Origin of the sequence: Micromonospora sp. Mcm103, from assembly GCF_024519755.1 — a bacterium.
Lineage (GTDB): Bacteria > Actinomycetota > Actinomycetes > Mycobacteriales > Micromonosporaceae > Micromonospora > Micromonospora aurantiaca.
Genome location: NZ_JALJRJ010000005.1, coordinates 296,600 through 322,823 on the forward strand (window position 1 = coordinate 296,600; position 26,224 = coordinate 322,823).

A 26,224-nucleotide genomic window follows, 5' to 3' on the forward strand; every position below is an offset into this window, starting at 1 on the left:
CGTCAGGCCCGGCAGAGCGTGGTGACCGCGACCCGGACCCGCTCACCGGCCCGCTGCGCCAGCACCGCCGGGTCGCCCGGGCGTGCGTACGCGTCGGCCGAGTCCACCACCGGCGCGGCGCCGGCGCCGAACGCGGCGGCCAGCGACCGGTCGGCCGGCACTGCGGCCTCGGACCGGGCCGTGCGGACGGTCCCGCCACCCGGGCAGGGCGCGGCCAGCACCTGCACCGGCCCGGTCGCGCCGCCCCAGCGGCCCAGCGCCGACGCCAGCACGGACGACTCCGCGGCGGCGTCGGCGGACGGGGCCCGGTAGCCGGAGCCCGCCGGGCGGCAGCCGGTGTCGGCGGTGAGCAGCACCCGGCCCGGGCCACCGTCCCGGCCCTCGACCGTGACGAACTCGCCCGCGTCGGCGCGCAGCAGCGGCTCGCCGTCGAGCGTCGACACGCCGGCCCGCCAGCCCGACGGCAGCCGGTCGGCGATGCCGCGCAGCACCTCGCGGACGTCGTCGCCGCCGATCGCCACCTCGACGCCGCGCTCCAGCGTCGCGCCGTCGTCCATCGGCGTGATCCGGCAGCCGCGCTCCAGGCGGTCCGGCAGGAGCGCCGGTACGCCCGCGGTGCCGGCCGCGGCGGTCAGCTCACCGATCGCGCGGTCCACCACCGGGCCGGCCTGGTCCAGCGAGCGCTGCTCCTTGACCGTCGGCGCGTCGGTGCGTACCGACCACCAGGTCAGACCGGCGAGCAGCACGGCCCACGCCACAGTGGCGACCGCCAGCCAGCGCAGCCGGCGTCGGCCACCGGGGCCGGGCCGGCCGGGCGGGGTGGGCGGGGCGTAACCCGTCTCGACGGCAGTCACCCGGCAATGGTGTCACGTGTCCGCGAGGCGCCCGGTCGCGCCTCGGCACCCTCGCTCAGACCGGCACCGACCGGCGGGACAGCAGCCACAGCAGGTAGAAGGGACGCTGCCGGAGCTCGCCGCGACGGTCGGCGTACTGGTCGGCGGCGAGCACAGCGGAGAAGAAGCCGCCCGCGCCCAGCATGCCGAGCACCGGCGCCAGATGCGCGCCCTCGACCGCCACCAGGGTCGCCGCGACCGTCGCCACCGCCGCGCCGGCGGCCTGTACGGCCGAGCGCCGGGACACCCGGGCGACCTCGGCCCGGGCCGCCCGCACCCCCTCCTGGATCTCCGCGTCGAGCTTCACGAGCTGCACCAGCGCCCGATCCGGATCGGTGTCGACCTCCAGCATCCGGCCCCGCAGGTACGCCTGGGTCGCGGCGAGCGCGTCGCTCTCCTGGGTCAGGATGGCGCAGTAGTCCCGCAGCGAGGTGCCCTCCAGCATCGGCAGATCGAGCTGGAGCAGCGGTGTCACCAGTCGCGCCTTCACCGGATCCCCGCTCGGCACGTCGACGACCCGGTGCCCTTTGACGATCAGGTCGAGCGTGCGGTCCGGGTTGTCGCCCAGTTCGATCCGGCCCGCTGTGTCGAACAGCGAGGAGGTGGACTGGGCGTCCGGCGCGCGAGACTCCAGGTGGCTGCGGCGGAAGGTCTGCGGGAAGTAGACGAGCTGCCCCAGCTCCAGCAGCGGCGCGCAGTCCCGCAGGTACGCGCCGAGGCGGTCCAGGTCGTCGCATTCGGCGTAGAGCTCGTCGATCCGGATGTCCTCGTACCGGCAGCGCGGGTCGCAGTGATCCGGATCCTTGCCGCACCTCTTGCAGATCTCCCGGTGGGCCAGATAGCAGCGCTCGCCGCCCGGCTGGGAGAGGACCAGCTTGGCCGTGACGAGCGTGGCCCGCTTGGTCAGGAACGACAGGTCGGTGTCGAGGCTGGCCACCGAGACGTCGAACGGGCGCGACCGGCCGGACCCGTCGGCGCGCTGGAGTTCGCGGGCGATCTCCTCGCCCCGGTTGCCGTCGACGAAATCGATCAGATAGCGACGGGCGTGGGCAGCGGCGTCGTCGGGCACCTGATCCCCCTCCGGCGCGTCCGGGGCGCACCGCCGTCCAGCCTGCCAGCCACTGTCGAGGCGCACAGTCGCCGGAACGGCTCGTGGCCCGCCACCCGGGTGGGGTGGCGGGCCACGATCAGAGCGTGGGTCAGGCGGCGACCGAGACGGTCACCTCGTTGATCCCGCGGGCCGCGGCAACGGCGGTGTCGCCGTTGCCGTGGCGGGACAACGCCCGCAGCGTCCACGAGCCCGGCGCGGCGAAGAACCGGAACTGCCCGGCCGCCGACGTCACCACCTCGGCGGTGAACTCGCCTGTCGAGTCGAGCAGGCGCACGTACGCGCCCGGCACGACCTCACCGGACTCGGCCAGCACGCGGCCGGTGATGACGGTCTCCTTCTCCAGGTCCAGGCTCGCCGGGAGGGGGGCGGACTGGTCCGGCGCGGCGCAGCCGGCGGCAGCCGTCGAGGCGGCGGAGGCGGCGGTCATCAGGCCTCCCCCGGCTCGTCGCCGAGCGCCACCGGCACGCCGACGAGCGAGCCGTACTCGGTCCAGGAACCGTCGTAGTTCTTCACGTTGCGGTGCCCGAGCAGTTCCTGGAGCACGAACCAGCTGTGCGAGGAGCGCTCGCCGATCCGGCAGTACGCGATCGTCTCCTTGCCGTCGTCCAGCCCGGCGTCGGCGTAGATCTTGCGCAGCTCGTCGTCGGACTTGAACGTGCCGTCCTCGTTCGCCGCCTTGGACCACGGGACGCTGATCGCGGTCGGGATGTGACCGGCCCGCTGCGCCTGCTCCTGCGGCAGGTGGGCGGGGGCGAGCAGGCGGCCCGCGTACTCGTCGGGGCTGCGCACGTCGACCAGGTTCTTGGTGCCGATCGCGTCGACCACCTCGTCGCGGAACGCGCGGATCGAGGTGTCCGGCTCCTGCGCGACGTACTGCGCCTTCGGCCGCTCCACCACGTCGGTGACGAGCGGGCGGGCGTCCAGCTCCCACTTCTTGCGACCGCCGTCGAGCAGCTTGACGTCGCCGTGGCCGTAGAGCTTGAAGTACCAGTACGCGTACGCGGCGAACCAGTTGTTGTTGCCGCCGTACAGGATCACAGTGTCGTCGTTGGCGATGCCCCGGTCGGACAGCAGCGCCTCGAACTGGGTCTTGTTGACGAAGTCCCGGCGGATCTGGTCCTGCAGGTCGGTGCGCCAGTCGAGCTTGACGGCGCCGGCGATGTGCCCGGTGTCGTAGGCCGAGGTGTCCTCGTCGACCTCGACGAAGACGACGCCCGGGGCGCCGAGGTTCTTCTCGGCCCACTCGGCCGAGACGAGTGCGGTGTCGCGACTCATCAGATCACTCCCTGGTGAGGATGGTTTGGTGAGCCTGCGCGTGGGAATCGATGTCGATGGTTGTCGCACCACACGCGGACCCTGAGCTAGGAACGGATCACGGGTACGTGCGACGGCGCCGCTGCCGGGCGTTGAGGAGGGGGAACCGGGGAAGGTTCGTGGACCCTGGTGGCCGCCGTTCAGGCGGCCGGAGACAGCCCCGCCGTCAGATGACGGGGCGACACAGGCAGGTGGCCACGCGGCACAGGTCGACCGCGCGCCGTTTGGTGAGGTGGGTCCCCATGGGCAGGGAGATTACCAGCCGAGGCGACAGCTGCCACCAGGCCGACCAGCATCCGGGACGGCCGGCCCGCTCCCCGGACCGGCCGCGTGCGGCTCTCAGCCCGCGGAGTTGATGGGCACGTTCGCCGCGTCCGCCGTGACCACCAGGCCCTCCGGCTTCGGCTCCACCTTGCGCAGGTTGAGCTGGAACGGCAGCTCCGGCAGCGGCACGTCGATCGAGATGCCCTGCGCGTACCGGGTCAGCGCGGCCCGGGCCAGCGGCACGTTCGGCAGGCCGTCCGCGGTGAGGTCGTTGAAGCGCAGCGCCACCTTGTTGCCGGCCACCGTGACGTCGGCGGTGCCGTTGACGGTGAGCTTGATGCCGAGGACGTCCACCGGGGCGGTGACGGCGAGCTTGCCGTTGCGCTCGCCCAGCGTCAGCCCGGGACGGTCCAGCAGCTTGGCCAGGCTCTCGTAGGTGACGGTGCCCCGCCCGTCCACGCTCTCGGCCACCACGTCGCCCCGGCCGGAGCGCAGCGTGTCCAGCGAGGCGGTCACGTTGCGCGCGTCCACGTCCAGCTTCGGCACCTCGACCGCGTCGCCCTGCACGTCACCGCGTACGTCGGTGAGCTGGATCGAGATGCGCTCGTACCGGCCGTCGAGCACCTGGGTGAGGAACGGGAAGCCACCCACCTCGACCTGCGGCGCGGCGGACTGCGCGTCCTGCTTGGCGATCTCCTGCCGGACCTGGTCGGCGATGGCGCGCTCGGCCACGCCGGCGGCGACCCGGTCGGCGACCACGAGCAGCCCGGCCAGCACCAGCAGCAGGACGAGGAAGCCGATCAGCACCTTCCGGCCCCGTCGCCGGGGTCGACCCTCCGCCGGATACGCCTCTGCCACGCCGCCTCCCGTCCTCGCCGCCGTCACCGCGCCTCGCGGCGCAACCGTACTTACCCGAGGCGAATCCTCCCCAACCGCGTCACAGGAACAGCACGCACATGGCGTACGCGGCGGGCGCGGCCAGCGCGAACCCGCCCAGCGGCCCCTGCATGTGCCGGGCCACCCACATCGTCGGCGGTTCACCGGCCATCAGCCGGCCCGCCTCGGCGTACCCCACGGCGAGGTCGGCCAGGACGGCGGTGGCCGCGCTGACCACGCCGACCAGGGCGGCGCTGGTCGGGGTGAAACCGACCAGGTAGCTGCCGAGCACGGCGCTGGTGAGCGTGCCGAGCATGGCGCCGACGACCACGCCCGCCGCGCCGCGCGGCACCTGCGGGGCGAGCCGGGGCCACGGCGCGACCGCGTCGGTGAGCCGGGCCACGAGCAGCGCGACCCCGGCGGCGGTGAGGCAGACCGTGATCGCCTGGGTGCCCTTGGGGATCCGGCTGAGCACGACGAGCGTGGCGAAGGAGACCACGCCGACCACGATGAGCAGGGTGCCGCCGAGCGAGTCGGTCACCCGGACCCGGTCCACCCGCCGGACGAGCTGTCCCAGCACGGCGAGCAGGAGCCCGGCGAGCGCGGCGTAGCCGAGCGGGGCCAGGCCGGCGATGTCCGACCGTACGGCGGCGACGTCGGCGATCACCGCCGTCGCGGCGCTCACGAGCGCGACCACGAGCAGCGCGGGCGGCCGCATGGCCATCGTCCAGGCCAGCACGAACAGCAACTGGACACCGAAGATGATCGCGGCGAACGGCAGCCGGTGCCCCGGGCCCGAGGTCTGCGCGCCGAGCACCAGGCCGACGCCGAGCAGCGCGGCGAAGCCGGCCACGGTGAGCGCCAGCGGGCGGCGGACCGGGACCGGCGGCACCTCCTCCTCGGGCTCCTCGTCCGACTCGTCGTCGGGACGCCGGCCGGGCCCGCCCTTGCGCAGCCGGCGCGGGCCCTTGCGTTCCGGCCGGTCGCCCTCCTCGTCCGCGGGGCCGGTGCGCGGGGCGGGCGGGTAGCCACGGGCGGGGCCGGACGGCCCGGCGGACGGGTCGTCGGCCCACGGTTCACGGCCGGTGTCGCGCGAGGTGGAGGGAAACACGCCCCGATCGTGCCAGACCCGGGCGGCTCGGCGGAGGTCCCGGTTTCGGCGACGTTAAAACCTGCGCCGCGATCGAGGGCAGAAAGGGCAAACGGTAAATCGCGCGAGGGTGACGGCCGGTCCATCGGTTACGCTCAGGCCGTTACCCGCCCGTCGACGACGCCGGGACCCACGCAAGTTCACAGTGCCGCCCGTAGCCGGGCGTGTCGCTGGTCGCGCGCGGCCGGAAGGCCGCCGGGACGGAGGTGATCGTGGAGCTCCTGCTGCTCGTGACCGCGCGGGCCGGTGAGCCGTCGTCGGTGCTGCCGGCACTCGACCTGCTGCCCCACTCGGTCCGCACCGCACCCCGTGACGTCCGCACGCTGGTCTCCGGCCCGACGCCGGACGCCGTCCTGGTGGACGCCCGCTCCGAGCTGAGCGAGGCGCGGGCCACCTGCCGGATGCTGCACGCCACCGGGCTCGGCGTACCGCTCGTCGCGGTCGTCACCGAGGCGGGCCTGATCGCGCTGAACGCGGACTGGGGCGTCGACGACGTGATCCTGGCCGGCGCCGGGCCGGCCGAGGTGGAGGCGCGGCTGCGGCTCGCGGTGGGCCGGCTCAGCAACGCCACCGCCGGCGCCGGCGGCTCGATCCGGGCCGGCGAGCTGAACATCGACCCGGACACGTACGCCGCCAAGCTGAAGGGCCGGCCGCTCGACCTCACGTACAAGGAGTTCGAGCTGTTGAAGTTCCTGGCCCAGCACCCGGGGCGGGTGTTCACCCGGGACCAGTTGCTGCGTGAGGTCTGGGGCTACGACTACTTCGGCGGCACCCGGACGGTGGACGTGCACGTGCGGCGGCTGCGCGCCAAGCTCGGCTCGGAGTACGAGTCGATGATCGGCACCGTCCGCCAGGTCGGCTACAAGTTCGTCGTCCCGCCGTCGCGCTCGCTGCCGGAGCCGGAGCCCGCCCCGCTGCCGGTCTGACCGCCCACGCTCCACCCCGCTAGAGGGCACTTTTCTCGTATGCCCTTTTTGCCCGATCAGTCAGCCATATCCTGGCTGCCGGAATTGTCGGGCTAAGGGGGCGGCGGTGCGCGCGGTGAACACGGGGGCGACGAACGGGCGGTGCCGCTGATGCGGGCCCCGACGCTGCGCGCCGCCGGGCTCGTGACAGTCGTGCTGGCCGGCCTGCTCGGTTCGGCCTTCGTGCTGGGCCGCAGCCTGGTGCCGGACCCGCACCCGTCGGCCGCCGGAGTCGCCACCACGCTCACCGGGCCGCGCTACGGCGAGCAGCCACCCAGCACCGACTTCCCGAGCGGCACGACCAGCCCTCGGCCGAGCCCCGACGCCGCGCCGGACGCCGCCCCCGTCCCACCCGACGGCGACGGCCCGTACGGCGCCCAGGTCGCCACCGGCTCGTCCCGGGTCGCGCTGACCTTCGACGACGGCCCCGATCCCCGCTGGACCCCGCAGGTGCTCGCGCTGCTGGCCCAGTACGGCGTACGGGCGACGTTCTGCGTCGTCGGCGAGAACGTCGAGGCCCACCCCGATCTGGTGCGCTCGATCGTGGCCGAGGGCCACACGCTGTGCAACCACTCCTGGAACCACGACGTCAACCTGGGCAAGCGATCCCCGGCGACGATCCGCGCCGACCTGCTGCGCACGAACGACGCGATCCTGGCCGCCGCGCCCGACGCGCGGATCGCGTACTACCGCCAGCCCGGCGGGGCCTGGACGCCGTCCGTCATGTCCGCCTGCGCCGACCTGAACCTCGCCCCGCTGCACTGGAGCGTGGACCCGTCGGACTGGAAGGCGCCGGGCGCCACCACCATCGAGGCGATGGTCCGCTCGCAGATGGGTCCCGGCGCGATAGTGCTCATGCACGACGCGGGTGGGGACCGGTCCGGCACGGTCAGCGCGTTGCAGCAACTCCTGCCCGAACTGCTGGCCCGGTTCGAGCTGGAGCCGCTGCCCGTCGGCAGCCCGTGACGAGCGCCACCGATCACCGTCGTCGTCGGACGCGAACCACGGCCCGCCGAGCGCTACCGTGACTCAGATGAGCAGCACCGAGCCGACGAGTGGCCCCGCCGCCGACCGGATCGCCGGGCCGGACCGGCTGACGCCGGACGGGATCGACCGGCCGGACCGGCTGACGCCGGACGGGATCGACCGGCCGGACCGGCTGACGCCGGACGAGGTCGCCGAGGTGCTCGCGCTGGCCCGCGCCGCCGGTGACACCGACGGCGCCGACCCGCTCGACGAGCACGTGCTGCTGCGGCTGCGCGACCCCGAGGCGCCCGCCGCGCACCTCACCGCCCGCACCACCGACGGCACCCTCACCGGGTACGCGCACCTCGACACCACCGCCCCGGCCGACGGAGTCGGCGTGGAGATGGTCGTGCACCCCGCGTATCGGCGGCGCGGCTCCGGCCGGGCGCTGGCCCGCGCCGTGGTGGACGCCGCTCCCGGGCCGCTGCGCGCGTGGGCGCACGGTGACCACCCGTCGGCCGCCGCGCTGGCTGTCGACCTGGGTTTCTCCCGGGCGCGGGTGCTCTGGCAGATGCGCCGTCCGCTCACCGCCGAGATGCCGGCGCCGGTCGTACCGGAGGGCGTGACGCTGCGCGCGTTCCGCCCCGGCGAGGACGACGAGGCCTGGCTGGCGGTGAACAACGCCGCCTTCGCCCAGCACCCCGAGCAGGGCAAGTGGACGCTCGACGACCTGCGCGTCCGCATCGCCGAGCCGTGGTTCGACAGGGCCGGGTTCCTGCTCGCCGTCGACTCCGCCACCGGGCGGCTGCTCGGCTTCCACTGGACCAAGGTGCACGAGCGGCAGGGCTCGGCCCGCATCGGCGAGGTGTACGTGCTCGGCGTCGACCCGTCCGCGCACCGGGGTGGGCTGGGCCGGGTGCTCACCGCCGCCGGCCTCACCCACCTGCGCGACGAGCGCGGGCTGGACCGGGTGATGCTCTACGTGGACGAGAGCAACACCGCCGCTGTGGCGCTCTACGAGCGGCTGGGCTTCGCGCACTGGTCCGCGCACGTCAACTACCAGCTCGGCTGAACGCTCGCCGGCCCTGGAAATTCGCCACAAAGGCGATAGCAGGCTGCTAGTTCACGAAATGGACAACCCTTCCTCAGCGTACGGCCACCTCGTCGGCTGAACGTGTTCACCGCGCGTTCACTTGCGTCCGGCGAACCGTCCACCTGGCCCTCCTACCTTTCGTGTCAGCCGGTCAGCGCCGGCCCCCGGCACTCCGGGCGACCTGACCAAAGACGTGAAGGGAAACCCCTGAAGTGAAGCTCCAGCGGCACGGCGCCATCGCCTGTCTCGCTCTTACCGCGGTTCTCGGTCTCAGCGCCTGCGGCTCGGACAACAACGAGCCGGTCGGCGCCTCCGGTTCCACCGCCGCGGTGGACTGCGCGACGGGCACGCTGAACGCCCAGGGCTCCTCCGCCCAGAAGAACGCCATGGCCGAGTGGATCAAGACGTACCAGCAGAAGTGCGCCGGCACCACGATCAACTACGAGCCCAGCGGTTCGGGCGCCGGCATCCAGGCGTTCATCGCCGGCACCGCCGACTTCGCCGGCTCGGACTCCCCCCTCAAGCCGGAGGAGCAGCCGCAGGCCGACGCCAAGTGCGTCGGCGGCCAGGCGCTCAACCTGCCGATGGTCATCGGCCCGGTCGCTGTCGTCTACAACGTGGGCGGCGCGGACAACCTCCAGTTCAGCCCGGCCACGCTGGCGAAGATCTTCGCCGGCAAGGTGACCAAGTGGGACGACGCGGCGATCAAGGCCGACAACCCGGACGCCAAGCTGCCGTCGACCGCGATCCAGGCGGTGCACCGCTCCGACGAGTCGGGCACCACCGACAACTTCACCAAGTACCTCTCCAAGACCGCCGAGGCGGACTGGACGCTCGGTAACTCCAAGGCCTGGAAGGCCCCGGGCGGCGTCGGCGCGGCCAAGTCCGACGGGGTGGCCAGCAAGGTCAAGAGCACCGACGGCACCATCAGCTACGTCGAGTGGTCGTACGCCGAGAACTCCGACCTGAAGATGGCCAAGATCAAGAACGGCAACGGCGAGTTCGTCGAGCTGACCGGCGACTCGGCCGGCAAGACCATCGCGGGCGCCAAGTTCGAGGGCCAGGGCAACGACCTGAAGATGTCGATCGACTACAACACCAAGGAGGCCGGGGCGTACCCGATCGTCCTGGCGACCTACGAGATCGTCTGCAGCAAGGGCCTCGCCGCCGACAAGCTGCCGCTGGTCAAGGGCCTGCTCGGCCACGCCGCCAGCGCCGAGGGGCAGAAGGAGCTCGTCGAGCTGGGCTACGCGCCGCTGCCCGAGACCGTCCGCACCAAGGTCGAGGCCGCGGTCAAGAGCCTCTCCTGACGCTCCGACCGACACCTCCTCAACACGAAGCGAGCGAGCAGATGGGTGACACCCCTCACCGCTCGGCCCACGCCGGCACCGGCGGGAACCCCGTGGCCACGAGCCACGAGCGACCCGCCGGTGCCTCGGCGCGTGTGGCCGAGCGCCCCGGCAACCCGGGCCGCCCCGACGGTGGCCTCGGCGGCGGCGGTGCCCTCCCCCGGGCCCGCGCCTTCGGCGCGGAACGGGCGTTCCGCGGTCTGACCCTGGCCGCCGGCACCACGGTCCTGGTGGTCATCGCGGCCATCGCGATCTTCCTGGTCGCCAAGGCCGTCCCGGCGCTGCGGGCGAACACCGAGTCGTTCTGGACGTTCGAGGGCTGGTTCCCGAACGACGACCCGCCGCAGTTCGGCATCGGCGCGCTCGCCTTCGGCACCGTCCTGAGCTCGCTGCTGGCGCTGCTCATGGCGGTGCCGGTCGCGCTGGGCATCGCCCTGTACCTGTCGCACTACGCGCCCCGGCGGCTCGGCAACGCCCTGGGCTTCCTGATCGACCTGCTCGCCGCCGTGCCGAGCGTCGTCTTCGGACTCTGGGGCCGGGACTACTTCGCCCAGCCGGTCGCCGACCTGTCCGCCTGGCTGAACAGGTACTTCGGCTGGATCCCGATCTTCGGCGACGGCCCGTACGGCAACTCGATCCTGCTCGGCTCGGTGGTGCTCGCCATCATGGTGCTGCCGATCATCACCTCGCTGTCCCGCGAGGTGTTCCGGCAGACCCCGACCGCGAACGAGGAAGCCGCGCTCGCTCTCGGCGCCACCCGCTGGGAGATGATCCGCACCGCGGTCCTGCCGTACGGGCGGCCCGGCGTCATCGCCGCGGTGATGCTCGGCCTGGGCCGGGCACTGGGCGAGACCATCGCGCTGGCGCTCACGCTCGGCTCGACGTACGCCATCTCGTTCAACATCCTGGCCAGCGGCGGCAACTCGATCGCCGCCAACATCGCCAACCGGTTCGCCGAGGCGAACGACACCGGCCGGGGCGCACTCATCGCCTCCGGCCTGGTGCTGTTCGCGATCACGCTGATCGTCAACATCACCGCGCGGGCGATCATCTACCGGCGGCGCGAGTTCACGGAGTCGGCCGCATGACAACCACCCTCACCCCCCGCCGCCCGCGCCCGCCGGCCCAGCCGGCCACGCTGCGGGCGAGGCGACTTCCCGCGTACGCCGCTCCGGTCATCGCCGTCGCGGCGCTGCTGCTCGCGGCGGCCCTGGTGTACGGCGCCGGCATCGGCGGCCCGGTCCTGGTCGTGGTGGTCGGCGCGTTGCTCTACCTGGCCGGTCTCTTCGTCGCGGCGAACGCGGTGGAGGGCCGCCGGTCGGCCCGCAACCGCACCTGGAGCGCGCTGATCCACTCCGCGTTCGTGCTGGCGGTGCTGCCGCTGGCCTCGGTGGTCTGGACGCTGGTGAGCAAGGGCTCCGAGCGGCTGGACGCGAACTTCTTCGGCACCTCGATGAACAACATCGGGTCGCGGGACGCAAACGGCGGCGCGTACCACGCGATCGTCGGCACGTTGCAGCAGGTCGGCATCGCCACGATGATCACGGTGCCGCTCGGCGTGCTCTGCGCGATCTACATCGTCGAGTACGGCCGGGGCCGGTTCGCGTTCACCATCCGCTTCTTCGTGGACGTGATGACCGGCATCCCGTCGATCGTCACCGGCCTGTTCGTGCTGGCCTTCTGGGTGCTGATCGTCTCGCCGTGGTTCAACGACGGCCGGCCGGGCTTCTCCGGCTTCGCCGCCGCGCTGGCTCTGAGCGTGCTGATGCTGCCCACTGTGGTCCGCTCCACCGAGGAGATGCTCCGGCTGGTGCCGGCGCCGCTGCGCGAGGGCGCGTACGCCCTGGGCGTACCGAAGTGGAAGACCATCCTGCGGGTCGTGCTGCCGACCGCGCTGCCCGGCATCGTCACCGGCATCATGCTCGCCATCGCGCGGGCCGCCGGTGAGACCGCGCCGGTGCTGCTCGTCGCCGGCGGCGGCGCGGCGATCAACTTCAACCCGTTCGAGAACAACCAGTCGTCGCTGGCGCTCTTCGTCTACCAGCAGGCCGGTGAGGCGTCGAAGTACTCGCCGGCACGGGCGTGGACCGCGGCGCTGACCCTTGTCGCTCTCGTCCTCGTCCTCACCGTGGCGGCGAAGCTGCTGTCCCGCCGCAACCGGCTCGGCCGATGAACCCCGGAGGTACCGCCACCATGGCCAAGCGCATCGAAGCCACGAACGTGACCGCCTACTACGGCGGGTTCAAGGCGATCGAGAACATCAACCTGACCGTCGAGCCGAAGACCGTCACCGCCCTGATCGGGCCGTCCGGCTGCGGCAAGTCCACCTTCCTGCGGTCGATCAACCGGATGCACGAGGTGCTGCCCGGCGCCCGGGTCGAGGGCAGCCTCACCATCGACGACCAGGACATCTACGACCGCGATGTGGACGTCACCGCGGTCCGCCGCATGATCGGCATGGTTTTCCAGCGGCCGAACCCGTTCCCCACCATGAGCATCTTCGAGAACGTGGTGGCGGGCCTGCGGCTCAACGGCGTACGGCGCAAGTCGATCCTGGAGGAGGCCGCCGAGCGGGCGCTCCGCTCGGCGAACCTGTGGGACGAGGTGAAGGACCGCCTCGCCAAGCCGGGCGCGGGGCTGTCCGGCGGTCAGCAGCAGCGGCTCTGCATCGCCCGCACCATCGCTGTCGAGCCGCAGGTGGTGCTGATGGACGAGCCCTGCTCGGCGCTGGACCCGATCTCCACGCTGGCCATCGAGGACCTGATGTTCCAGCTCAAGGACAAGTTCACCATCATCATCGTCACGCACAACATGCAGCAGGCCGCGCGGGTGTCGGACCGGACCGCCTTCTTCTCGATCGAGAAGACCGGCGACCCGGGCCGCCTCATCGAGTACGACAACACCCAGAAGATCTTCAGCAACCCGAGCCAGAAGAAGACCGAGGACTACATCACCGGCCGCTTCGGCTGAGTCAGCGCAGCAGGAAGCGGGGCTCGGCACCGTCCAGGCCGTCGATGTGGGGCAGGATCGGCGTACCCGGTTCGCGCTCTGCCGCGGCGCGGGCCACGCCGGCGAGGTCGCCCGCGGCGGCGACCTCGGCGAGCGTGACCATTGTGGGCGGCAGCATGGTCAGCTCGCCGGCCTCCGCCCGGGCCAGCGCGTCCGCCGGGCGCAGCCACAGCGTGTGGTCGGCTTCGCCGGAGACGTCCCGGGTCCGCTGCCCCTCGGGCAGCAGGGCGACGAAGAAGTACGTGTCGAAGCGGCGCGGCTCGAACTCCGGGGTGATCCAGCGGCTCCACGGCAGCAGCAGGTCGGACCGGAGCGTGAGGCCGCGCCCGGCCAGCAGGTCCGCGAAACCGACCCGCCGTCCCTCCAGGTCCTGGCGGGCCGCCTCCCAGTCGTCGCCGCTCACGTCGCCGACCACGGTGTCCGGGTCCGGCCCGGCGAGCAGCACGCCCGCCTCCTCGAAGACCTCGCGGGCGGCGGCGCACACCACCGCCTGCGCGGCGGACGGGTCGAGCCGGAGCCGCTCCCCCCACACCGCCGGTTCCGGGCCGGCCCACCCGAGGTGCGCCTCCGAGTCGGAGCGGTCCACGCCGCCGCCGGGGAAGGCGTACATGCCGCCGAACGTCATCGCCGCCACCCGGCGGATCATGTAGACCTCGAAGCCGTCGCCGGCCGGGCGGAGCAGCAGCACGGTGGCGGCGACCCGGGGTACGGCGGGCACGGCGCCCTCGGCCTGGAACCGGCGGGCGTGCTCCACCAGGGCGGGAGGTGCGGCGAAGCCGTCGATCGTCATGCGCCGAGCCTAGTTCCCGCCGGGCGGCCCGGCCGGGGGGCGGCCGGGCGCGGGCGCACACCGCTCACCAGCACTCCCGACCACGCCGCCTGGTCACGATGCGTAGTTTTCGGCCCCGAGCAACAGACACCCTCTGCCGCCTTTGCTCTGCAGCCAGATCCGCATTGGCAACCGTCCGTGAACGGTGCGCATGAGGCTGCAGAGCAAAGGCGGCGAGAGGTAGTCAACCCAGCTCGCGCCAGCGCCGCCTTATGTCCGGTTGATCGCCTTTGGGCGCCCGACTTCGACGAGGAGGCGGTCAGCAGTCGTCACCCTGCGCGATCTTCACGCTACGTGTTCGCCGCGAAGCGGCATCAGCTCGTCGCGCCCGGTCGTGCGCGGCCGGCCGGACCAGCCGGACCGTCGCCGGCACGGGGCAGCGTCCGCCGGCCGTGACTGGCAGGGTGGTGACCCGTGATCGACGACTTCGCGAAGCGGTATCTGCACAACGACCTGCGTCAGATCCGCGAGGCGATGCTGTGGAAGCTCGACGGGCTGTCCGAGTACGACGTGCGCCGTCCCCTGACCGCGTCCGGCACCAACCTGCTCGGCCTGGTCAAGCACTTGGCGGCCGGGGAGGCCCGGTACTTCGGCGAGGTGTTCGGCAGGCCGTTCCCGCAGCCGCTGCCCCGGTGGGACGCCCCGGATCCGGACGACACCGACATGTGGGCGGGCGAGCACGAGACCCGCGAGGAGGTGATCGGCCGCTACCGGCGGACGTGGGAGCACGCGGACGCGACGATCGACGCCCTCGCGATCGACGCCCCCGGCCACGTGCCGTGGTGGCCCCGCCCCGACGTCAAGCTGTTCAACGTCATGGTCCACGTCCTGACCGAGACCAGCCGGCACGCGGGGCACGCCGACATCCTGCGCGAGCAGCTCGACGGCTCGACCGGGGCATGGGTTGAGTACGCGCACCTGGAGCCCGACCAGCCGACGCTGACGGCGCGTCGGGCGATGATCGAACGGGCCGCCCGGGCCGCCGCCGACGCCCGCGGCACCGCCTGACGTCCCGACGGGTGGATCACCCTGCCGGCCCCGGAGCGGGAAGGGATAGCGTGCCGGGCATGACGCGTTGGGGAATCCTGGCCACCGGAAACATCGCCGCCCGCTTCGCCGAGGACCTGCGGCTGGTGCCGGACGCCGAACTGGTCGCGGTCGGCTCGCGTACCCGGGAGAGCGCCGAGCTGTTCGCGCGCCGGCACGACGTGCCGCGGGCGTACGCCTCGTGGGCGGAACTGGCCGCGGACCCGGACCTGGACGCGATCTACGTGGCCACCCCGCACGCCGCGCACCACGAGGCGGCGCTCGCCTGCCTGGCCGGCGGCAAGGCCGTGCTCGTGGAGAAGCCGTGCACGCTGGACCTGCCGACCACCACCGAACTGGTGGACACGGCCCGCGCCCGAGGTCTGTTCCTCATGGAGGCCATGTGGATGCGGACGAACCCGCTGATCCTGCGCGTGCTGGAGCTGATCCGGGACGGCGCGATCGGTGAGGTGACACACGTACGGGCGGACTTCGGTGTGGCCGGCCCGTTCCCGCCGGAGCACCGGATGCGGGCCCGCACGTTCGGCGGCGGTGCGCTGCTCGACCTCGGCGTCTACCCGCTGAGCCTGGCCCACCTGGTGCTCGGCGTGCCGCAGCACGTGCAGGCGTGGGCGAAGCTGACCCCGGAGGCGGTGGACGAGAACACCGGCATGGTGCTCGGCTGGGATTCCGGCGCGGTGGCGACGCTCAGTTGCGGCATGGTCGGGGCGACCGCGATCTCCGCGTCGATCACCGGTACGACCGGCCGGATCGACCTGCCCGAGCTGTTCTTCCGGCCCGCGCACGTGGTGCTGCACCGAGCCGGCGCCGAGCCGGAGACGATCCCGGCGGACCTGACCGGCGGCGGCTACCAGTACGAGGCGATCGAGGTGCAGCGCTGCCTGGCGGCCGGACTGACCGAGAGCCCGCTGGTGCCGCACTCCGCCACGCTCGAGGTGATGGGCCTGATCGACGACATCAAGGCCCGGATCGGCGTCTCCTACGCGTGAGGGGTCCCCCGCCACGGCGGGGAACCCCTCGGCGTCAGCTCAATCAGAACAAGGGCCGGACCAGCAGGTACGCGAGGCAGGCGATCGCGGCGGCAGCCGGGAACGTGATGATCCAGGCGATCACGATGTTGCCCGCCACGTTCCAGCGCACCGCGGAGAGCCGTTTCGTCGCGCCCACACCCATGATCGCCGAGGTGATCGTGTGCGTGGTGGAGATCGGCGCCTTCAGCACCAGCGCGTTGAAGTAGAGCACCGCGCTGGCCACGGTCTCGGCCGCGAAGCCCTCCGCGGGGCCGAGGTCGATGATCTTCCGGCCGAGCGTCCGGATGATCCGCCAGCCGCCCGCGTACGTGCCGGCCGCCAGCATCGCGGCGGAGGTCCAGAACACCCAGCCCGGGATGTGCGTCTTGCTCTCCTGGAAACCACCGGTGTAGAGCGCGAGCACGATGATGCCCATGGTCTTGGCGGCGTCCTGCATGCCGTGGCCGACCGACATGGCGGCGGCGGACGCGGTCTGCGCCCACCGGAAGCCGCGGCTGAGCTTGCCGGGCTGGCCCTTCCGGAACAGCCACATGATCGCCAGCATCATCAGGAAGCCGAGGATCAGGCCGACCACCGGCGAGAGCACCATCGGGACGAGGACCTTCTCGATGATGGTGCCCCACTGGACGATGCCGTCGGCGGCGAACAGGGTGGCGCCGACCAGGCCGCCGAAGAGGGCGTGCGAGGACGAGGACGGCAGGCCGAAGTACCAGGTGATCAGGTTCCAGATGATCGCGCCGAGCACGCCGGCGAAGACCACGCCGAGGCTCTCCACCCCGGTCGGCAACGTCACCAGCCCGTCGCCGACCGTCTTGGCCACCCCGGCGCCGAAGTGCGCGCCGACGAAGTTGCCGACGGCGGCCAGCGCGAGCGCGATCCGGGGGGTCAGCGCCCGGGTCGAGATGCTGGTGGCGATCGCGTTCGCCGCGTCATGGAAGCCGTTCGTGTAGTCGAACGCCATGGCGACCGCGATCACCGCCAGCACGGCGATGAGTTCGGGTGTCACTGGATCAGGACTCCTTGACCGCGATGGTCTCGACGGTGTTGGCGACGTGCTCGAAGGCGTCGCAGGCGGCCTCCAGCTCGTCGGCCACCTCCTTCATCTTCAGCACCGTGAGCGCGTCGTACTCACCGGAGAAGAGGCGTACCAGCAGCATCCGGTACGCCTGGTCGCCGTCGTTCTCGAGCCGGTTGCACTCGATCCAGTAGTCCTCGAGATCCTTCATCGACTTCAGCCGGGGCATCGCCTCGGCGGTGAGCTTGGCCTGCAGGTCGAGCACGTTCACCAGCTCGTGCAGCTCGCGCGGAAGCGACGGGAGCTTGGTCAGGCCGTACAGGTAGAGCAGGTTGCCGACCGCCTCCAGGTGGTCCATCACGTCGTCGAGCAGCGAGCCCAGCCGGTAGATGTCCTCCCGGTCGAACGGCGTGATGAACGTGGAGTTGATCTTCTTGTACAGCTCGTGCGTGATCTGGTCGCTGTCGTGCTCGATGTCGGTCAGCCGCTCGCTGATCGACTGCACGTCGGCACCGGGCAGACCCAGCTCGTTGAGCAGTTCGGTCCCCTTCACCAGGTTCTGCGCGGCCCTGGTGAAGAGCTCGTAGAAAGCGCCCTCGGTGGGACGGAAGGAAAACTTCACAGCACGGACCTCGTCGTGTCGGTGGAAGGGTGGCCGTCGCCCCCCGGGCGTCTGCTCTGCGCATGCTAGGGACCGCGCCGAACCCACTTTCGATCGGCCCACCCCTGGTCAGGCCCGATTCACCGCTCGTTCACCTTCCGTTCATCTGGTCACCCGCCGAGTTGGTTCCGTAACCGGTCACGCTCCCGTTCGACGTCGAAATCGGCAGGCGGATACCCCAGATCCAACCCGTCGAACGTCTCCCGCAGCAGGTGGGCGACCGCCCAGTCGCGGTACCACTTGCGGTCCGCCGGCACCACGAACCAGGGCGCGGCGTCCGTGCCACAACGCTGGAGAGCCTCGGCGTACGCGTCCTGGTAGTCGCCCCAGCGTGCCCGGGTGTCCAGGTCGCTGGGGTTGAACTTCCAGAACTTCGTCGGGTCGGTGAGCCGCTCCATCAGCCGCTCGCCCTGCTCGGCGTACGAGATGTGCAGCATGACCTTCACCACTGTGACCGCCTGCTCGGTCAGTTCCCGCTCGAAGTCGTTGATGATCGCGTACCGGGACCGCCAGGTCGCCTCGTCGACCAGCCCTTCGACCCGGGCGATGAGCACGTCCTCGTAGTGGGAGCGGTTGAACACGCCCACGTACCCGGGTGGCGGCAGCGCCCGGCGTACCCGCCACAGGAAGTCGTGCCGCAACTCCTCCTCGGTCGGCGGCCCGAACGAGCGGATGTGCAGCCCGAGCGGGTTCATCGCGCCCGCCACCCGCTTCACAGCGCCGTCCTTGCCGCCGCAGTCCATCGCCTGGAGAACCAGCAGCACCCGGCGCGGCCGGTCGCCGTCCAGCCCGGCGTCCGCCTGCGCCGGAGCGCTGGTGGCGCTGCCCGGGCCGGCGGCGCCCTGCGCCGAGGCGTACAGCATCTCCTGCTGCCGCCCGAGTTCCGCGCCGATCAGCTCGACCTGGGCCCGCGCCCACTCCTTGCGCGCCGGTCCGCGTCCGGCCGCCACCGGCAGCCCCGGCGTCGACCGGGGGTCGACAGCCGCCAGATCCACAGTGCCCGGCGAAACCCGAAGCAGTTCCCGCATGGGCCCACCGACGGGCCGCACCACCTCACTCATCCCCCGATCCTCACCCCCGGAGCCCGTCCCCGCCCGCCTCGCCCCGTCGATCTTGCGGTTGCGGCCCCCGATACGCCCGGAAAGCACCGTTTGCCGGGGCGGCAAGTGCAAGATCAACGAGGGTGGGTGGGGTGCCGGCGAGGGTGGGTGGGGTGCCGTGGCGAGGGGTGGGGCGGGAGAATGAGGGGGTGGACGAGCTTGCGGGGGAGTTCGAGGCGGAACGAGGGCGTCTCCTGGCTGTGGCGCAGCGGATGCTCGGTAGCCGCAGCGAGGCCGAGGACGCGGTGCAGGAGACCTGGCTGCGCTTCTCCGGCGCGCTGAGCGACCCCGAGGAACGCGCCCGCGTACGCGATCTGCGCGGCTGGCTCATCACCACCTGCTCCCGGATCTGCCTGGACGTGCTCCGCTCCGCCCGGGTGCGCCGGGAGGCGTACCCCGGTCAGTGGCTCCCCGAGCCGATGGTGACAGCGGTGCCGGCGGCGGACGGGTTCGCGCCCGACCCGGCCGAGCGGGCGGTACGCGCCGACCAGCTCGGCACCGCGCTGCTGGTGGTGCTGGAACGGCTGACGCCGGAGCAGCGGGTGGCGTTCGTGCTGCACGACGTGTTCGCGGTGCCGTTCTCCGGCGTGGCGGACGTGCTCGCGGTGACGCCGGAGGCGGCCCGTCAGCTGGCGTCGCGCGCCCGCCGGGCGGTGCACGGGCCGGACGCGCCCCGGCACAGCGCCGACCTCGCCGAACAGCGGCGGGTGCTCGCCGCGTTCGCCGCCGCCGTGGAGTCCGGTGAGCTGGAGCAGCTGGTCCGCGTACTCGCCCCGGACGTCGTGTCGATCGGCGACGCCGGCGGCCACTTCCCGGCCGGCCGCCGGCCGGTGGTCGGCGTCGACTCGGTCGCCCGCCTGCTCCTCGGCCTGTACGGCCAAGCCCGGCAGCGGGGTGGCCTGCGCGGACGCCCGGTGCTGGTGGACGGCACACTGGGATGGCAGACCGAGTTCTTCCACCGGGACGGGCGAACCATCCGGATGGTCACCTCGTTCGCCGTCCACGACGGGCGGGTCACCGGCGTGTTCAACCAGCTCAACCCGGCCAAGGTCGGCGAGCTGCCGCCGCTGGGACCGGACGCCGCCTGGCCGCCGCGCTGGTGAGCCGGCTCAGGCCACCAGTGCGAGCCACTTCCGGTACGACGTGGCGAACGGCTCGGTGCCGTCGCCGAGCGCGCCGAGCAGCCAGCGGGACGCGGCCTCGGCCTCGGTGACCACGTCCTCCGGGTAGCCCCAGCGGGCCCGGTGCACGGCGAACTCGTCCTCGTCGCGCAGCTCGACCAGGCCGGTCTCGCGGCGGCGCACCACGTCCAGGTCGAGGTCGATCAGGTGGACCGTCTCCTCGCCCTCCCAGCGGGCCGGGGTGGCGATGTCGCAGTAGACCTCGCTGGTGCGCGGCGGCGGGTTGAACATGCCGGTCCACCAGCCGTGGTGCGGCACCAGCAGGACGAACGGGATCCGCTCGACCGACGGGCGGCCGTGGTAGACGGACTCGGTGCCGGCGGGCACGCCGAGCCAGACGCCGAGATCGTCCTCGGCGAGCCGGCGGGCCGGGTAGTCGCGGTGTGCGCTGCCGTCGTACTTGCGGTAGATCACGCGGACCACATCGCTCGGCATGCCTGGCACCCTAACCGATTCCGGCCACGCCACGCGATCGGGAGGTAACCGGACGCGACCCGCCGTCCCGCCACGCCGTCGGAGCGGCCGGACCCCCGTCGGTGCCGGCGGGTACGGTCGCACGGTGACCCCGTCCCGCACCGCCACCGGCCCGGCCGTCCCGAAGAAGCGCCGCAAGGGCCGCGCCGGTGCCGGAGAGCTGCTGACCGCCGCGGTGGGCGCGGTTCCGGGCGGCGCGGCCCGGCCGGGTCAGCAGCAGATGGCCGAGGCGATCGAGCGCAGCATCGCCTCCGGCGAGCATCTGCTGGTGCAGGCCGGCACCGGCACCGGCAAGTCCCTGGCGTACCTCGCTCCGGCGCTCACAGTGGACGGGCCGGTGGTGGTCTCCACCGCCACGCTGGCGTTGCAGTCCCAGCTCGTCGAGCACGACCTGCCGAGGCTGGCCGACGCGGTCGAGCCGGTGCTGGGCCGCCGCCCGACCTTCGCCGTGCTGAAGGGGCGTCACCACTATCTCTGCCTGGCCCGGCTGGACAGCTCGGTCGAGGACGAACCGGACGACGCGCTGTTCGACGCGCCGCGCGCCGGCAACAGCGGCGGCACCAAGTGGCTCGGCGAGGCGGGCCGGCTGGGCAAGCAGGTGCAGCGGCTGCGCGACTGGGCCGAGGAGACCGCCACCGGCGACCGCGACGAGCTGGATCCGGGCGTGGACGACCAGGTGTGGCGCAGCGTGTCCATGCCAGCCCGGGAGTGCGTGGGTGCGAGCCGCTGCCCGTTCGGGCAGGAGTGCTTCGCGGAGGCGTCCCGGGCGCGCGCCCGCGAGGCCGACATCGTGGTCACCAACCACAGCCTGCTCGCCGTCGACATGCTCGCCGGGCGGCACATCGTGCCGCCGCACAAGCTGCTCGTGGTGGACGAGGCTCACGAGCTGGCCGACCGGGTCTCGTCGGCCGCCCAGGCGGAACTGGTGCCAGAGCTGATCGACAGGTCCACCCGGCGGGCCCGGCCGCTGCTGCGTCCCGACGTGGCCGAACGGCTCACCGAGGCGGGTGACGCGCTCGCCGTGGGGCTGGCCGAGGCGCCGGCCGGGCGGCTCACCGCCGGTCTGCCGCCCGCGCTGCGCGAGGCGTGCACGCTGCTGGACTCGGCGACCCGGGCCGCGCTGGAGGGGATCGGCGACGTGAAGGCCGACGACCCCGATCCGGTACGCAAGCAGCAGGCCAAGGCCGTGCTGGACGAGCTGTCCACCACCGCCCAGCGGCTGCTGGAGGAGGCCGACCACGACGTCGCCTGGGTCGAGAAGCCGGACAACGGCAGTCGCCGGGCACTCGTCGTCGCGCCGCTGTCGGTGGCGGGCACGCTCGCCACCCACCTGTACGACGAGCGCACGGTGGTCGCCACCTCGGCCACGCTGGCGCTGGGCGGCCGCTTCGACACGGTGGCCCGGGCGCTGGGGCTGGACGCGCCGCCGCCCGCCCCGCCGTCACCGGCCGCCGCCGCGATCGCCACCGCTGCCGCCGCGGGCCGTTCCCCGGTCACGCCGGTGGCCGCCGCCGAGGGCAGCCGCGCGTCGATCGGCACCGTCCCCGCGACCGAGGGGCCGGGCTGGAGTTCGCTCGACGTCGGCTCGCCGTTCGACTACGCCCGGCAGGGCATCCTGTACGTCGCCGCGCACCTTCCCCGCCCCAGCGTCTCCGGGTTGCCCGGACCGGCCGGTGAGGAGTTGCTGGCGCTGGTCGAGGCGCTCGGTGGTCGTACCCTCGGGCTCTTCTCGTCGCGACGGGCCGCGCAGCAGGCCGCGGAGCTGGTCCGCGCGCGGACCGACCTGCCCGTGCTGCTCCAGGGCGAGGAGGCGCTGCCGCTGCTGGTACGCCGGTTCCGTGAGGTGCGGGAGAGCTGCCTGTTCGGGGTGATGTCGCTCTGGCAGGGGGTGGACGTGCCGGGCGACGCCTGCCAGCTCGTGGTGATCGACAGGTTGCCGTTCCCCCGCCCGGACGAGCCGCTCGCGGCGGCGCGGGCGGCGGCGGTGGACGCCGGCGGCGGCTCGGGTTTCGCGGCGGTGAGCGTGCCGATCGCGGCGGTCCGGCTGGCCCAGGGTGTCGGCCGGCTGATCCGGGCCACCGGTGACCGGGGCGTGGTGGCGGTGCTCGACTCGCGGCTGGAGACGGCACGCGGGTACGGCCCGTTCCTGCGCCGCTCGCTGCCGCCGTTCTGGTACACCACCCGGCCCGAGGTGGCCCGGGGCGCGCTGGAACGGCTCGCCAAGAGCTGACGCCCGCGCCTCCCCGGGCGGGGTGACGCGGGCGTCGGCGGGGTCGTGCCTGGTCAGGGCGCCTGGGAGGCGACCACCACCGCGTCCGGCGGGGTGTCCGGCACGGTACGCGCGGCGAGCCGGCGCACCGCGGTGTTGAGGACGGCGATCAGCGGCACCGCGACCAGCGCGCCGGCGATGCCGGCGAGCACCACTCCGGCGGCGATGCCGATGATCACGGCGAGCGGGTGGATGGCCACCGCGCGCCCCATGATCAGCGGCTGGAGCACGTGGCCCTCGACCTGCTGCACGCCGACCACCACGCCGAGGATGATCAGGGCGGTCACCGGGCCGCTGTCGACGAGCGCGACCAGCACGGCCACCACTCCGGACAGGAACGCGCCGACGATCGGGATGAACGCGCCCAGGAAGACCAGCGCGGCCAGCGGGAACGCGAACGGGATGTCGAACAGCACCAGGAAGATGCCGATGCCGACCGCGTCGATGAAGGCGACGAGCACCGTGGCCCGCACGTACGCGCCGAGCGTCGCCCACGACGCGCGACCGGCGTCGTCGACCTTCCAGCGGGCCGCGACCGGCAGCAGCCGGACCAGGAACCGCCAGATCGAATTGCCGTCACGCAGGAAGAAGAACGTGGCGAACAGCACGAGCACGGTGCCGGTGAGCACCTCGGCGAGCGTGGCGGCGGTGCTGAGCGCACCGCTGGTGAACCGCTCGGTGTTGCCGTTGATCCAGTTCTGCGCCTCGTTGATGTAGCGGTCGAGCTGGCTGTCGGACAGGTGCAGCGGGCCGGTCTTGAACCAGTCCTGGATCTGCCGAACGCCCTGCGAGGACTTCTCGCTCAGCTCCGGTACGCCCTTGATGAACTCGTTGACCACCAGCGTCAGCGTGCCCACCACGGCGGCCAGGCCGCCGACGAGCACCACACCGGTGGCCAGGGAGCGGGGCAGGCGGGCCCGGAGCAGCCAGCCGACCGCCGGGGCGAGCAGCGCGGAGAGCAGCAGCGCCACGGTCAACGGGATGATCACGATGCTGATCGTGCCGACGATCTTGAGCAGGGCCCAGGTGACGATGCCGATCACGATCAGCCGCCAGCACCACGCGGCGGCGATGCGCAGCGCGTGCGGCACCTCGGTGTCGTCCCGGCTCACAGTCGAGGAGTGCAACGCCGCCGGCGGCTCGACGCCCACCACCGTCGCCTCCGGCGAGGCGGCCGGGCCCGGGGAGGCGGGCGTGGCCACGCCCCCGTCCGCCGCCTCCGCGGTGGCTGCCCGCCGGGTCCGGGCGGCTTCGCGGCCCGACTCGTACGCACGGCGGAGCCGTCCGCGCATCCGCTCCATGCGGCTCAAGCGCACCTCCGGCAAATCGGCCCCACCGGGTCACAGGGGGCACAGGATACGTCCGTACGCCCCACCCTAGGGCGACTCGGCCACACATTGCCCTCCCGGCGCTCTCACCAACCACGCCGGAATCGACGGACGGCCACGCGGTAGCGTCTTCGCGTGACCGCCGACCAGAGTCTCGACGCCGGGCTGCCGATCCGCCTGCTGCACGACCGCGTGCTGGTGCGTACCGAGGGTGCGGAGGGGGAACGCCGCTCCACCGCCGGCATCGTGATCCCCGCGACGGCAGCCGTGGGCAAGCGGCTGGCCTGGGCCACAGCGGTCGGCGTCGGGCCGAACGTCCGCGCGATCGTGGCCGGTGACCGGGTGCTGTTCGACCCGGACGACCGCTCCGAGGTCGAGTTGCACGGGCGGGCGTACGTGCTGCTGCGCGAGCGGGACGTGCACGCCGTGGCGGCCGAGCGGGTGGAGAGCACCGCCGCCGGCTCCACCGGTCTCTACCTGTAGTCCTCCCTCCGACGCCGCTCGCTCCGCGGCGGTGCCGTTTGCGGCGCTGCCCGGCGGGAAGCCCAGGCACCTCAGCGCGCCCTGGGGAGGGACACCATGCCGGTAGTGATCAAGAAGATCCTCGCCTGGGGATTCCTCGCGTTCCTGATCTACTTCATGGCGTTCCGGCCGGACGGTGCGGCGCAGGTGTTCAAGGGGATCGGGGCCGCGCTGATGGCCATCGCCCAGGGGCTCGGCGACTTCCTGACCGGCCTGATGAGCTGACCGGCGTCCCCGACGAACCGGCCGGCCTCAGCGCCCGGGGTGCCAGGGCGCGCCCGGGTCGTGCCAGCCGCCCGGGCCGTGACCGCTCGGGCCGTAGCCGCTCGGGCCGTAGCCGCTCGGCGGGAAGGCGGGCGGCGGGGCCAGCACCACCGGGATCGGCACCACCGGGTCGTCCGGCGCCTCCACCGGGCGCTGCGAACCGTCCGGGAACCGCAGGTGGTAGCGCTGACCGTCCCAGACCCCGACCGGCGCCTGCGGGTCACGACCGACGAAGAAAGACCGGTACGCGGTGATCGCGTCCAGCAACTCCCGTTCCTCCCGTGCCGTCCGCTCCCGCTCGGCGGGCTTGTGATCGAGTCCCCGGCGCATCCCGTCACGCAGCAGCGCCAGCCGGGTCGCGGCGAACTGGTAGCCGCGCATCGCGCGTACCCCGCCCTCGCCGGCGACCCGCCGGGCCCAGGTACGCGCCGCGTGCCGCCGGCCCAGGCTCCCCAGCGCCGCCACCTCGGGCGGGGTGAGCCAGCCCGCGCGTACGTAGTCGGGCAACGTGCGCTCGGTGAGCCGGCCCTCCCAGGCGCGCAGCCAGATCGCCAGCCCCACCATCGCGAAGAAGATCGGCATCATCAGGCCGATGAAGCCGTAGAGCGCGATCACCGGCTGCCCGATGGCCTGGGCCAGCGTCGGCAGCAGGTTCCAGGTGCCGTGCAGGATCATCGCCACGAGCAGCCCGGCGAGCGGCGCGAGCACCCGTACCCGGCGGTCGGCGGTACGCGCCGCGATACCGAGCCCGACGCCGGTCATCGAGGTGAACAGCGGGTGGGCGAAGCCGAACAGCAGGATCCGGCCGATGAACAGCGCGATCACCAGTTGCGTGCCGGTGGCCGGGCCGTACTGCTCCACGCCGGTGCGGTAGCCGTAGCCGCCCAGGTAGAGGATGTTCTCCACCATGGCGAAGCCGACCGCGGAGAGCCCGCAGTAGACCAGGCCGTCGGTGATCCCGGAGAACTCGCGGCGCCGGAAGATCAGCAGCAGGAGCGGGCCGGCCGCCTTGGTCAGCTCCTCGATGAACGGGGCGACGAGCACCGCGGTGAGCGCGGCGGGCAGCCCCAGGTCGTCGAAGATCTGCGCGCCGGTCTGGTTGACCTTCAGCGAGATGGCGGTGGAGACGAAGGCACCCCAGGCGAAGCAGAAGACGAGGTAGGGCAGCGGCTCGGGCTCGTAGCGGTCGAGCCACAGGAGGCAGGCGACCAGCACCGGCACCGGCAGGACCGCCGCGACGGCGCCCACCAGGAGCGCCTCCGCGCCCAGGCTCTCACTCAGCTCGTAGACCATGTAGAGCGCGCCGGCCGCGATCAGCAGCACCACCCCGGCCAGCACCGACGCCCGTCGCCAGCCGAACCGGCGCGACGGCATCCCGGGCGTCGGCGCCCCCGCGGGCGGGGCGGCGGGCGCGTGCGGTGGCGGCGGTGCTGCGCCGGGCGGGGTGTCGGCCATGCGGTCAGCGTAGTCACCCGCGACCCACTGGTCCGGTCGCATCGTCACGGCTATGCTC

The 26,224-nt window shown here is 72.8% G+C and carries 27 protein-coding genes; 13 read left to right on the forward strand and 14 right to left on the reverse strand.

Features of this window, described 5'->3' with window-relative positions; translation table 11 throughout:
* Positions 1 to 2: 2 nt before the first annotated feature.
* From OC439_RS10485 to OC439_RS10510, 7 genes are all read right to left on the reverse strand, one after another.
* Positions 3 to 854, reverse strand: a complete 852-nt coding sequence (locus OC439_RS10485; RefSeq protein ID WP_262013225.1) for a hypothetical protein — start codon at positions 852 to 854, stop codon at positions 3 to 5.
* Between the two features lie 55 nt (positions 855 to 909).
* Positions 910 to 1,962: a hypothetical protein gene (locus OC439_RS10490; RefSeq protein ID WP_262013226.1), complete on the reverse strand. Its 1,053-nt coding sequence runs from the start codon at positions 1,960 to 1,962 to the stop codon at positions 910 to 912.
* A 130-nt stretch (positions 1,963 to 2,092) separates the two neighbouring features.
* Positions 2,093 to 2,431 (reverse strand): DUF1416 domain-containing protein, encoded by a 339-nt coding sequence (locus OC439_RS10495; RefSeq protein WP_135242226.1) that lies wholly within the window; start codon positions 2,429 to 2,431, stop codon positions 2,093 to 2,095.
* The gene (locus OC439_RS10500) at positions 2,431 to 3,279 is read right to left on the reverse strand and encodes a sulfurtransferase (RefSeq protein WP_262013227.1); all 849 of its coding nucleotides are present in this window, start codon (positions 3,277 to 3,279) and stop codon (positions 2,431 to 2,433) included. The genes OC439_RS10495 and OC439_RS10500 overlap by 1 nt, the downstream gene beginning before the upstream one ends.
* Positions 3,280 to 3,484: 205 nt before the next feature.
* Positions 3,485 to 3,562 (reverse strand): Ms5788A family Cys-rich leader peptide, encoded by a 78-nt coding sequence (locus OC439_RS30290; RefSeq protein ID WP_310503780.1) that lies wholly within the window; start codon positions 3,560 to 3,562, stop codon positions 3,485 to 3,487.
* A gap of 95 nt (positions 3,563 to 3,657) precedes the next feature.
* Positions 3,658 to 4,440 carry a DUF2993 domain-containing protein gene (locus OC439_RS10505; RefSeq protein ID WP_030272146.1) on the reverse strand — a complete coding sequence of 261 codons (783 nt, stop codon included), beginning with the start codon at positions 4,438 to 4,440 and terminating at the stop codon, positions 3,658 to 3,660.
* A gap of 79 nt (positions 4,441 to 4,519) precedes the next feature.
* The gene (locus OC439_RS10510; RefSeq protein ID WP_262013228.1) at positions 4,520 to 5,569 is read right to left on the reverse strand and encodes a hypothetical protein; all 1,050 of its coding nucleotides are present in this window, start codon (positions 5,567 to 5,569) and stop codon (positions 4,520 to 4,522) included.
* Positions 5,570 to 5,814: 245 nt separating this feature from the next.
* Between OC439_RS10510 and OC439_RS10515 the strand changes: the two genes are divergently transcribed.
* The 7 genes from OC439_RS10515 (at position 5,815) to pstB (ending at position 12,951) form a co-directional block, all read left to right on the forward strand.
* Complete coding sequence (locus tag OC439_RS10515; protein ID WP_262013229.1) at positions 5,815 to 6,534, forward strand: winged-helix domain-containing protein; 720 nt, start codon at positions 5,815 to 5,817, stop codon at positions 6,532 to 6,534.
* Positions 6,535 to 6,684: 150 nt separating this feature from the next.
* A complete protein-coding gene (locus OC439_RS10520; protein WP_262013230.1) occupies positions 6,685 to 7,539 on the forward strand; it encodes a polysaccharide deacetylase family protein in 855 nt (284 codons plus the stop codon).
* 67 nt (positions 7,540 to 7,606) lie between these two features.
* The gene (gene mshD, locus OC439_RS10525) at positions 7,607 to 8,611 is read left to right on the forward strand and encodes a mycothiol synthase (protein WP_262013231.1); all 1,005 of its coding nucleotides are present in this window, start codon (positions 7,607 to 7,609) and stop codon (positions 8,609 to 8,611) included.
* A 233-nt stretch (positions 8,612 to 8,844) separates the two neighbouring features.
* Positions 8,845 to 9,942 (forward strand): phosphate ABC transporter substrate-binding protein PstS, encoded by a 1,098-nt coding sequence (gene pstS / locus OC439_RS10530; protein ID WP_262013232.1) that lies wholly within the window; start codon positions 8,845 to 8,847, stop codon positions 9,940 to 9,942.
* A 41-nt stretch (positions 9,943 to 9,983) separates the two neighbouring features.
* Positions 9,984 to 11,069: a phosphate ABC transporter permease subunit PstC gene (gene pstC / locus OC439_RS10535; RefSeq protein ID WP_262013233.1), complete on the forward strand. Its 1,086-nt coding sequence runs from the start codon at positions 9,984 to 9,986 to the stop codon at positions 11,067 to 11,069.
* Positions 11,066 to 12,154: a phosphate ABC transporter permease PstA gene (pstA, locus tag OC439_RS10540; protein WP_262013234.1), complete on the forward strand. Its 1,089-nt coding sequence runs from the start codon at positions 11,066 to 11,068 to the stop codon at positions 12,152 to 12,154. The genes pstC and pstA overlap by 4 nt, the downstream gene beginning before the upstream one ends.
* Positions 12,155 to 12,174: 20 nt before the next feature.
* The gene (gene pstB, locus OC439_RS10545; RefSeq protein WP_013288829.1) at positions 12,175 to 12,951 is read left to right on the forward strand and encodes a phosphate ABC transporter ATP-binding protein PstB; all 777 of its coding nucleotides are present in this window, start codon (positions 12,175 to 12,177) and stop codon (positions 12,949 to 12,951) included.
* 1 nt (position 12,952) lies between these two features.
* Here the strand turns inward: pstB and OC439_RS10550 are convergent, their stop codons facing one another.
* Positions 12,953 to 13,780: an NUDIX hydrolase gene (locus OC439_RS10550; protein ID WP_262013235.1), complete on the reverse strand. Its 828-nt coding sequence runs from the start codon at positions 13,778 to 13,780 to the stop codon at positions 12,953 to 12,955.
* A 453-nt stretch (positions 13,781 to 14,233) separates the two neighbouring features.
* On the opposite strand from OC439_RS10550, the gene OC439_RS10555 reads away from it, so the two are divergent.
* Both OC439_RS10555 and OC439_RS10560 read left to right on the forward strand, forming a co-directional pair.
* Positions 14,234 to 14,827, forward strand: a complete 594-nt coding sequence (locus OC439_RS10555) for a DinB family protein (protein ID WP_262013236.1) — start codon at positions 14,234 to 14,236, stop codon at positions 14,825 to 14,827.
* 59 nt (positions 14,828 to 14,886) lie between these two features.
* Positions 14,887 to 15,855, forward strand: a complete 969-nt coding sequence (locus tag OC439_RS10560; protein WP_262013237.1) for a Gfo/Idh/MocA family protein — start codon at positions 14,887 to 14,889, stop codon at positions 15,853 to 15,855.
* Between the two features lie 43 nt (positions 15,856 to 15,898).
* Here OC439_RS10560 and OC439_RS10565 read toward each other — a convergent pair whose 3' ends face one another.
* From OC439_RS10565 to OC439_RS10575, 3 genes are all read right to left on the reverse strand, one after another.
* Positions 15,899 to 16,903 carry an inorganic phosphate transporter gene (locus tag OC439_RS10565; protein WP_262013238.1) on the reverse strand — a complete coding sequence of 335 codons (1,005 nt, stop codon included), beginning with the start codon at positions 16,901 to 16,903 and terminating at the stop codon, positions 15,899 to 15,901.
* Positions 16,904 to 16,907: 4 nt separating this feature from the next.
* Positions 16,908 to 17,534 (reverse strand): DUF47 domain-containing protein, encoded by a 627-nt coding sequence (locus tag OC439_RS10570; protein ID WP_013288834.1) that lies wholly within the window; start codon positions 17,532 to 17,534, stop codon positions 16,908 to 16,910.
* 149 nt (positions 17,535 to 17,683) lie between these two features.
* Positions 17,684 to 18,634, reverse strand: coding sequence for a PPK2 family polyphosphate kinase (locus tag OC439_RS10575; RefSeq protein ID WP_262013239.1), 951 nt, complete (start codon positions 18,632 to 18,634; stop codon positions 17,684 to 17,686).
* Between the two features lie 188 nt (positions 18,635 to 18,822).
* Between OC439_RS10575 and sigJ the strand changes: the two genes are divergently transcribed.
* On the forward strand, positions 18,823 to 19,776 hold the full coding sequence (gene sigJ, locus OC439_RS10580) for an RNA polymerase sigma factor SigJ (RefSeq protein WP_262013240.1): 954 nt from the start codon (positions 18,823 to 18,825) through the stop codon (positions 19,774 to 19,776).
* A gap of 6 nt (positions 19,777 to 19,782) precedes the next feature.
* On the opposite strand, the gene OC439_RS10585 is transcribed toward sigJ, so the two are convergent.
* On the reverse strand, positions 19,783 to 20,289 hold the full coding sequence (locus OC439_RS10585) for a DUF402 domain-containing protein (RefSeq protein ID WP_262013241.1): 507 nt from the start codon (positions 20,287 to 20,289) through the stop codon (positions 19,783 to 19,785).
* 124 nt (positions 20,290 to 20,413) lie between these two features.
* On the opposite strand from OC439_RS10585, the gene OC439_RS10590 reads away from it, so the two are divergent.
* Positions 20,414 to 22,558 carry an ATP-dependent DNA helicase gene (locus OC439_RS10590; protein ID WP_262013242.1) on the forward strand — a complete coding sequence of 715 codons (2,145 nt, stop codon included), beginning with the start codon at positions 20,414 to 20,416 and terminating at the stop codon, positions 22,556 to 22,558.
* A gap of 53 nt (positions 22,559 to 22,611) precedes the next feature.
* Here OC439_RS10590 and OC439_RS10595 read toward each other — a convergent pair whose 3' ends face one another.
* On the reverse strand, positions 22,612 to 23,898 hold the full coding sequence (locus OC439_RS10595; RefSeq protein WP_262013269.1) for an AI-2E family transporter: 1,287 nt from the start codon (positions 23,896 to 23,898) through the stop codon (positions 22,612 to 22,614).
* Positions 23,899 to 24,060: 162 nt separating this feature from the next.
* On the opposite strand from OC439_RS10595, the gene OC439_RS10600 reads away from it, so the two are divergent.
* Both OC439_RS10600 and OC439_RS10605 read left to right on the forward strand, forming a co-directional pair.
* Entirely contained in the window at positions 24,061 to 24,408 is a 348-nt protein-coding gene (locus OC439_RS10600) for a GroES family chaperonin (RefSeq protein ID WP_013288840.1), read from the forward strand.
* 96 nt (positions 24,409 to 24,504) lie between these two features.
* Complete coding sequence (locus tag OC439_RS10605; RefSeq protein WP_167796936.1) at positions 24,505 to 24,672, forward strand: hypothetical protein; 168 nt, start codon at positions 24,505 to 24,507, stop codon at positions 24,670 to 24,672.
* A gap of 27 nt (positions 24,673 to 24,699) precedes the next feature.
* Here the strand turns inward: OC439_RS10605 and OC439_RS10610 are convergent, their stop codons facing one another.
* A complete protein-coding gene (locus OC439_RS10610; protein WP_262013270.1) occupies positions 24,700 to 26,208 on the reverse strand; it encodes a PrsW family intramembrane metalloprotease in 1,509 nt (502 codons plus the stop codon).
* Positions 26,209 to 26,224: the final 16 nt, after the last annotated feature.

Excerpts from the sequence above, each read along its gene's own strand:
- OC439_RS30290 (WP_310503780.1), bottom strand. The coding sequence starts at position 3,562 with ATGGGGACCCACCTCACCAAACGGCGCGCGGTCGACCTGTGCCGCGTG.
- OC439_RS10500 (WP_262013227.1), bottom strand. The coding sequence starts at position 3,279 with ATGAGTCGCGACACCGCACTCGTCTCGGCCGAGTGGGCCGAGAAGAAC.
- OC439_RS10610 (WP_262013270.1), bottom strand. The coding sequence starts at position 26,208 with ATGCGACCGGACCAGTGGGTCGCGGGTGACTACGCTGACCGCATGGCC.
- OC439_RS10560 (WP_262013237.1), top strand. The coding sequence starts at position 14,887 with ATGACGCGTTGGGGAATCCTGGCCACCGGAAACATCGCCGCCCGCTTC.
- OC439_RS10520 (WP_262013230.1), top strand. The coding sequence starts at position 6,685 with ATGCGGGCCCCGACGCTGCGCGCCGCCGGGCTCGTGACAGTCGTGCTG.
- pstC (WP_262013233.1), top strand. The coding sequence starts at position 9,984 with ATGGGTGACACCCCTCACCGCTCGGCCCACGCCGGCACCGGCGGGAAC.
- pstB (WP_013288829.1), top strand. The coding sequence starts at position 12,175 with ATGGCCAAGCGCATCGAAGCCACGAACGTGACCGCCTACTACGGCGGG.
- OC439_RS10605 (WP_167796936.1), top strand. The coding sequence starts at position 24,505 with ATGCCGGTAGTGATCAAGAAGATCCTCGCCTGGGGATTCCTCGCGTTC.
- OC439_RS10550 (WP_262013235.1), bottom strand. The coding sequence starts at position 13,780 with ATGACGATCGACGGCTTCGCCGCACCTCCCGCCCTGGTGGAGCACGCC.
- OC439_RS10495 (WP_135242226.1), bottom strand. The coding sequence starts at position 2,431 with ATGACCGCCGCCTCCGCCGCCTCGACGGCTGCCGCCGGCTGCGCCGCG.
- OC439_RS10585 (WP_262013241.1), bottom strand. The coding sequence starts at position 20,289 with ATGCCGAGCGATGTGGTCCGCGTGATCTACCGCAAGTACGACGGCAGC.
- pstA (WP_262013234.1), top strand. The coding sequence starts at position 11,066 with ATGACAACCACCCTCACCCCCCGCCGCCCGCGCCCGCCGGCCCAGCCG.
- mshD (WP_262013231.1), top strand. The coding sequence starts at position 7,607 with ATGAGCAGCACCGAGCCGACGAGTGGCCCCGCCGCCGACCGGATCGCC.
- OC439_RS10575 (WP_262013239.1), bottom strand. The coding sequence starts at position 18,634 with ATGAGTGAGGTGGTGCGGCCCGTCGGTGGGCCCATGCGGGAACTGCTT.
- OC439_RS10595 (WP_262013269.1), bottom strand. The coding sequence starts at position 23,898 with ATGGAGCGGATGCGCGGACGGCTCCGCCGTGCGTACGAGTCGGGCCGC.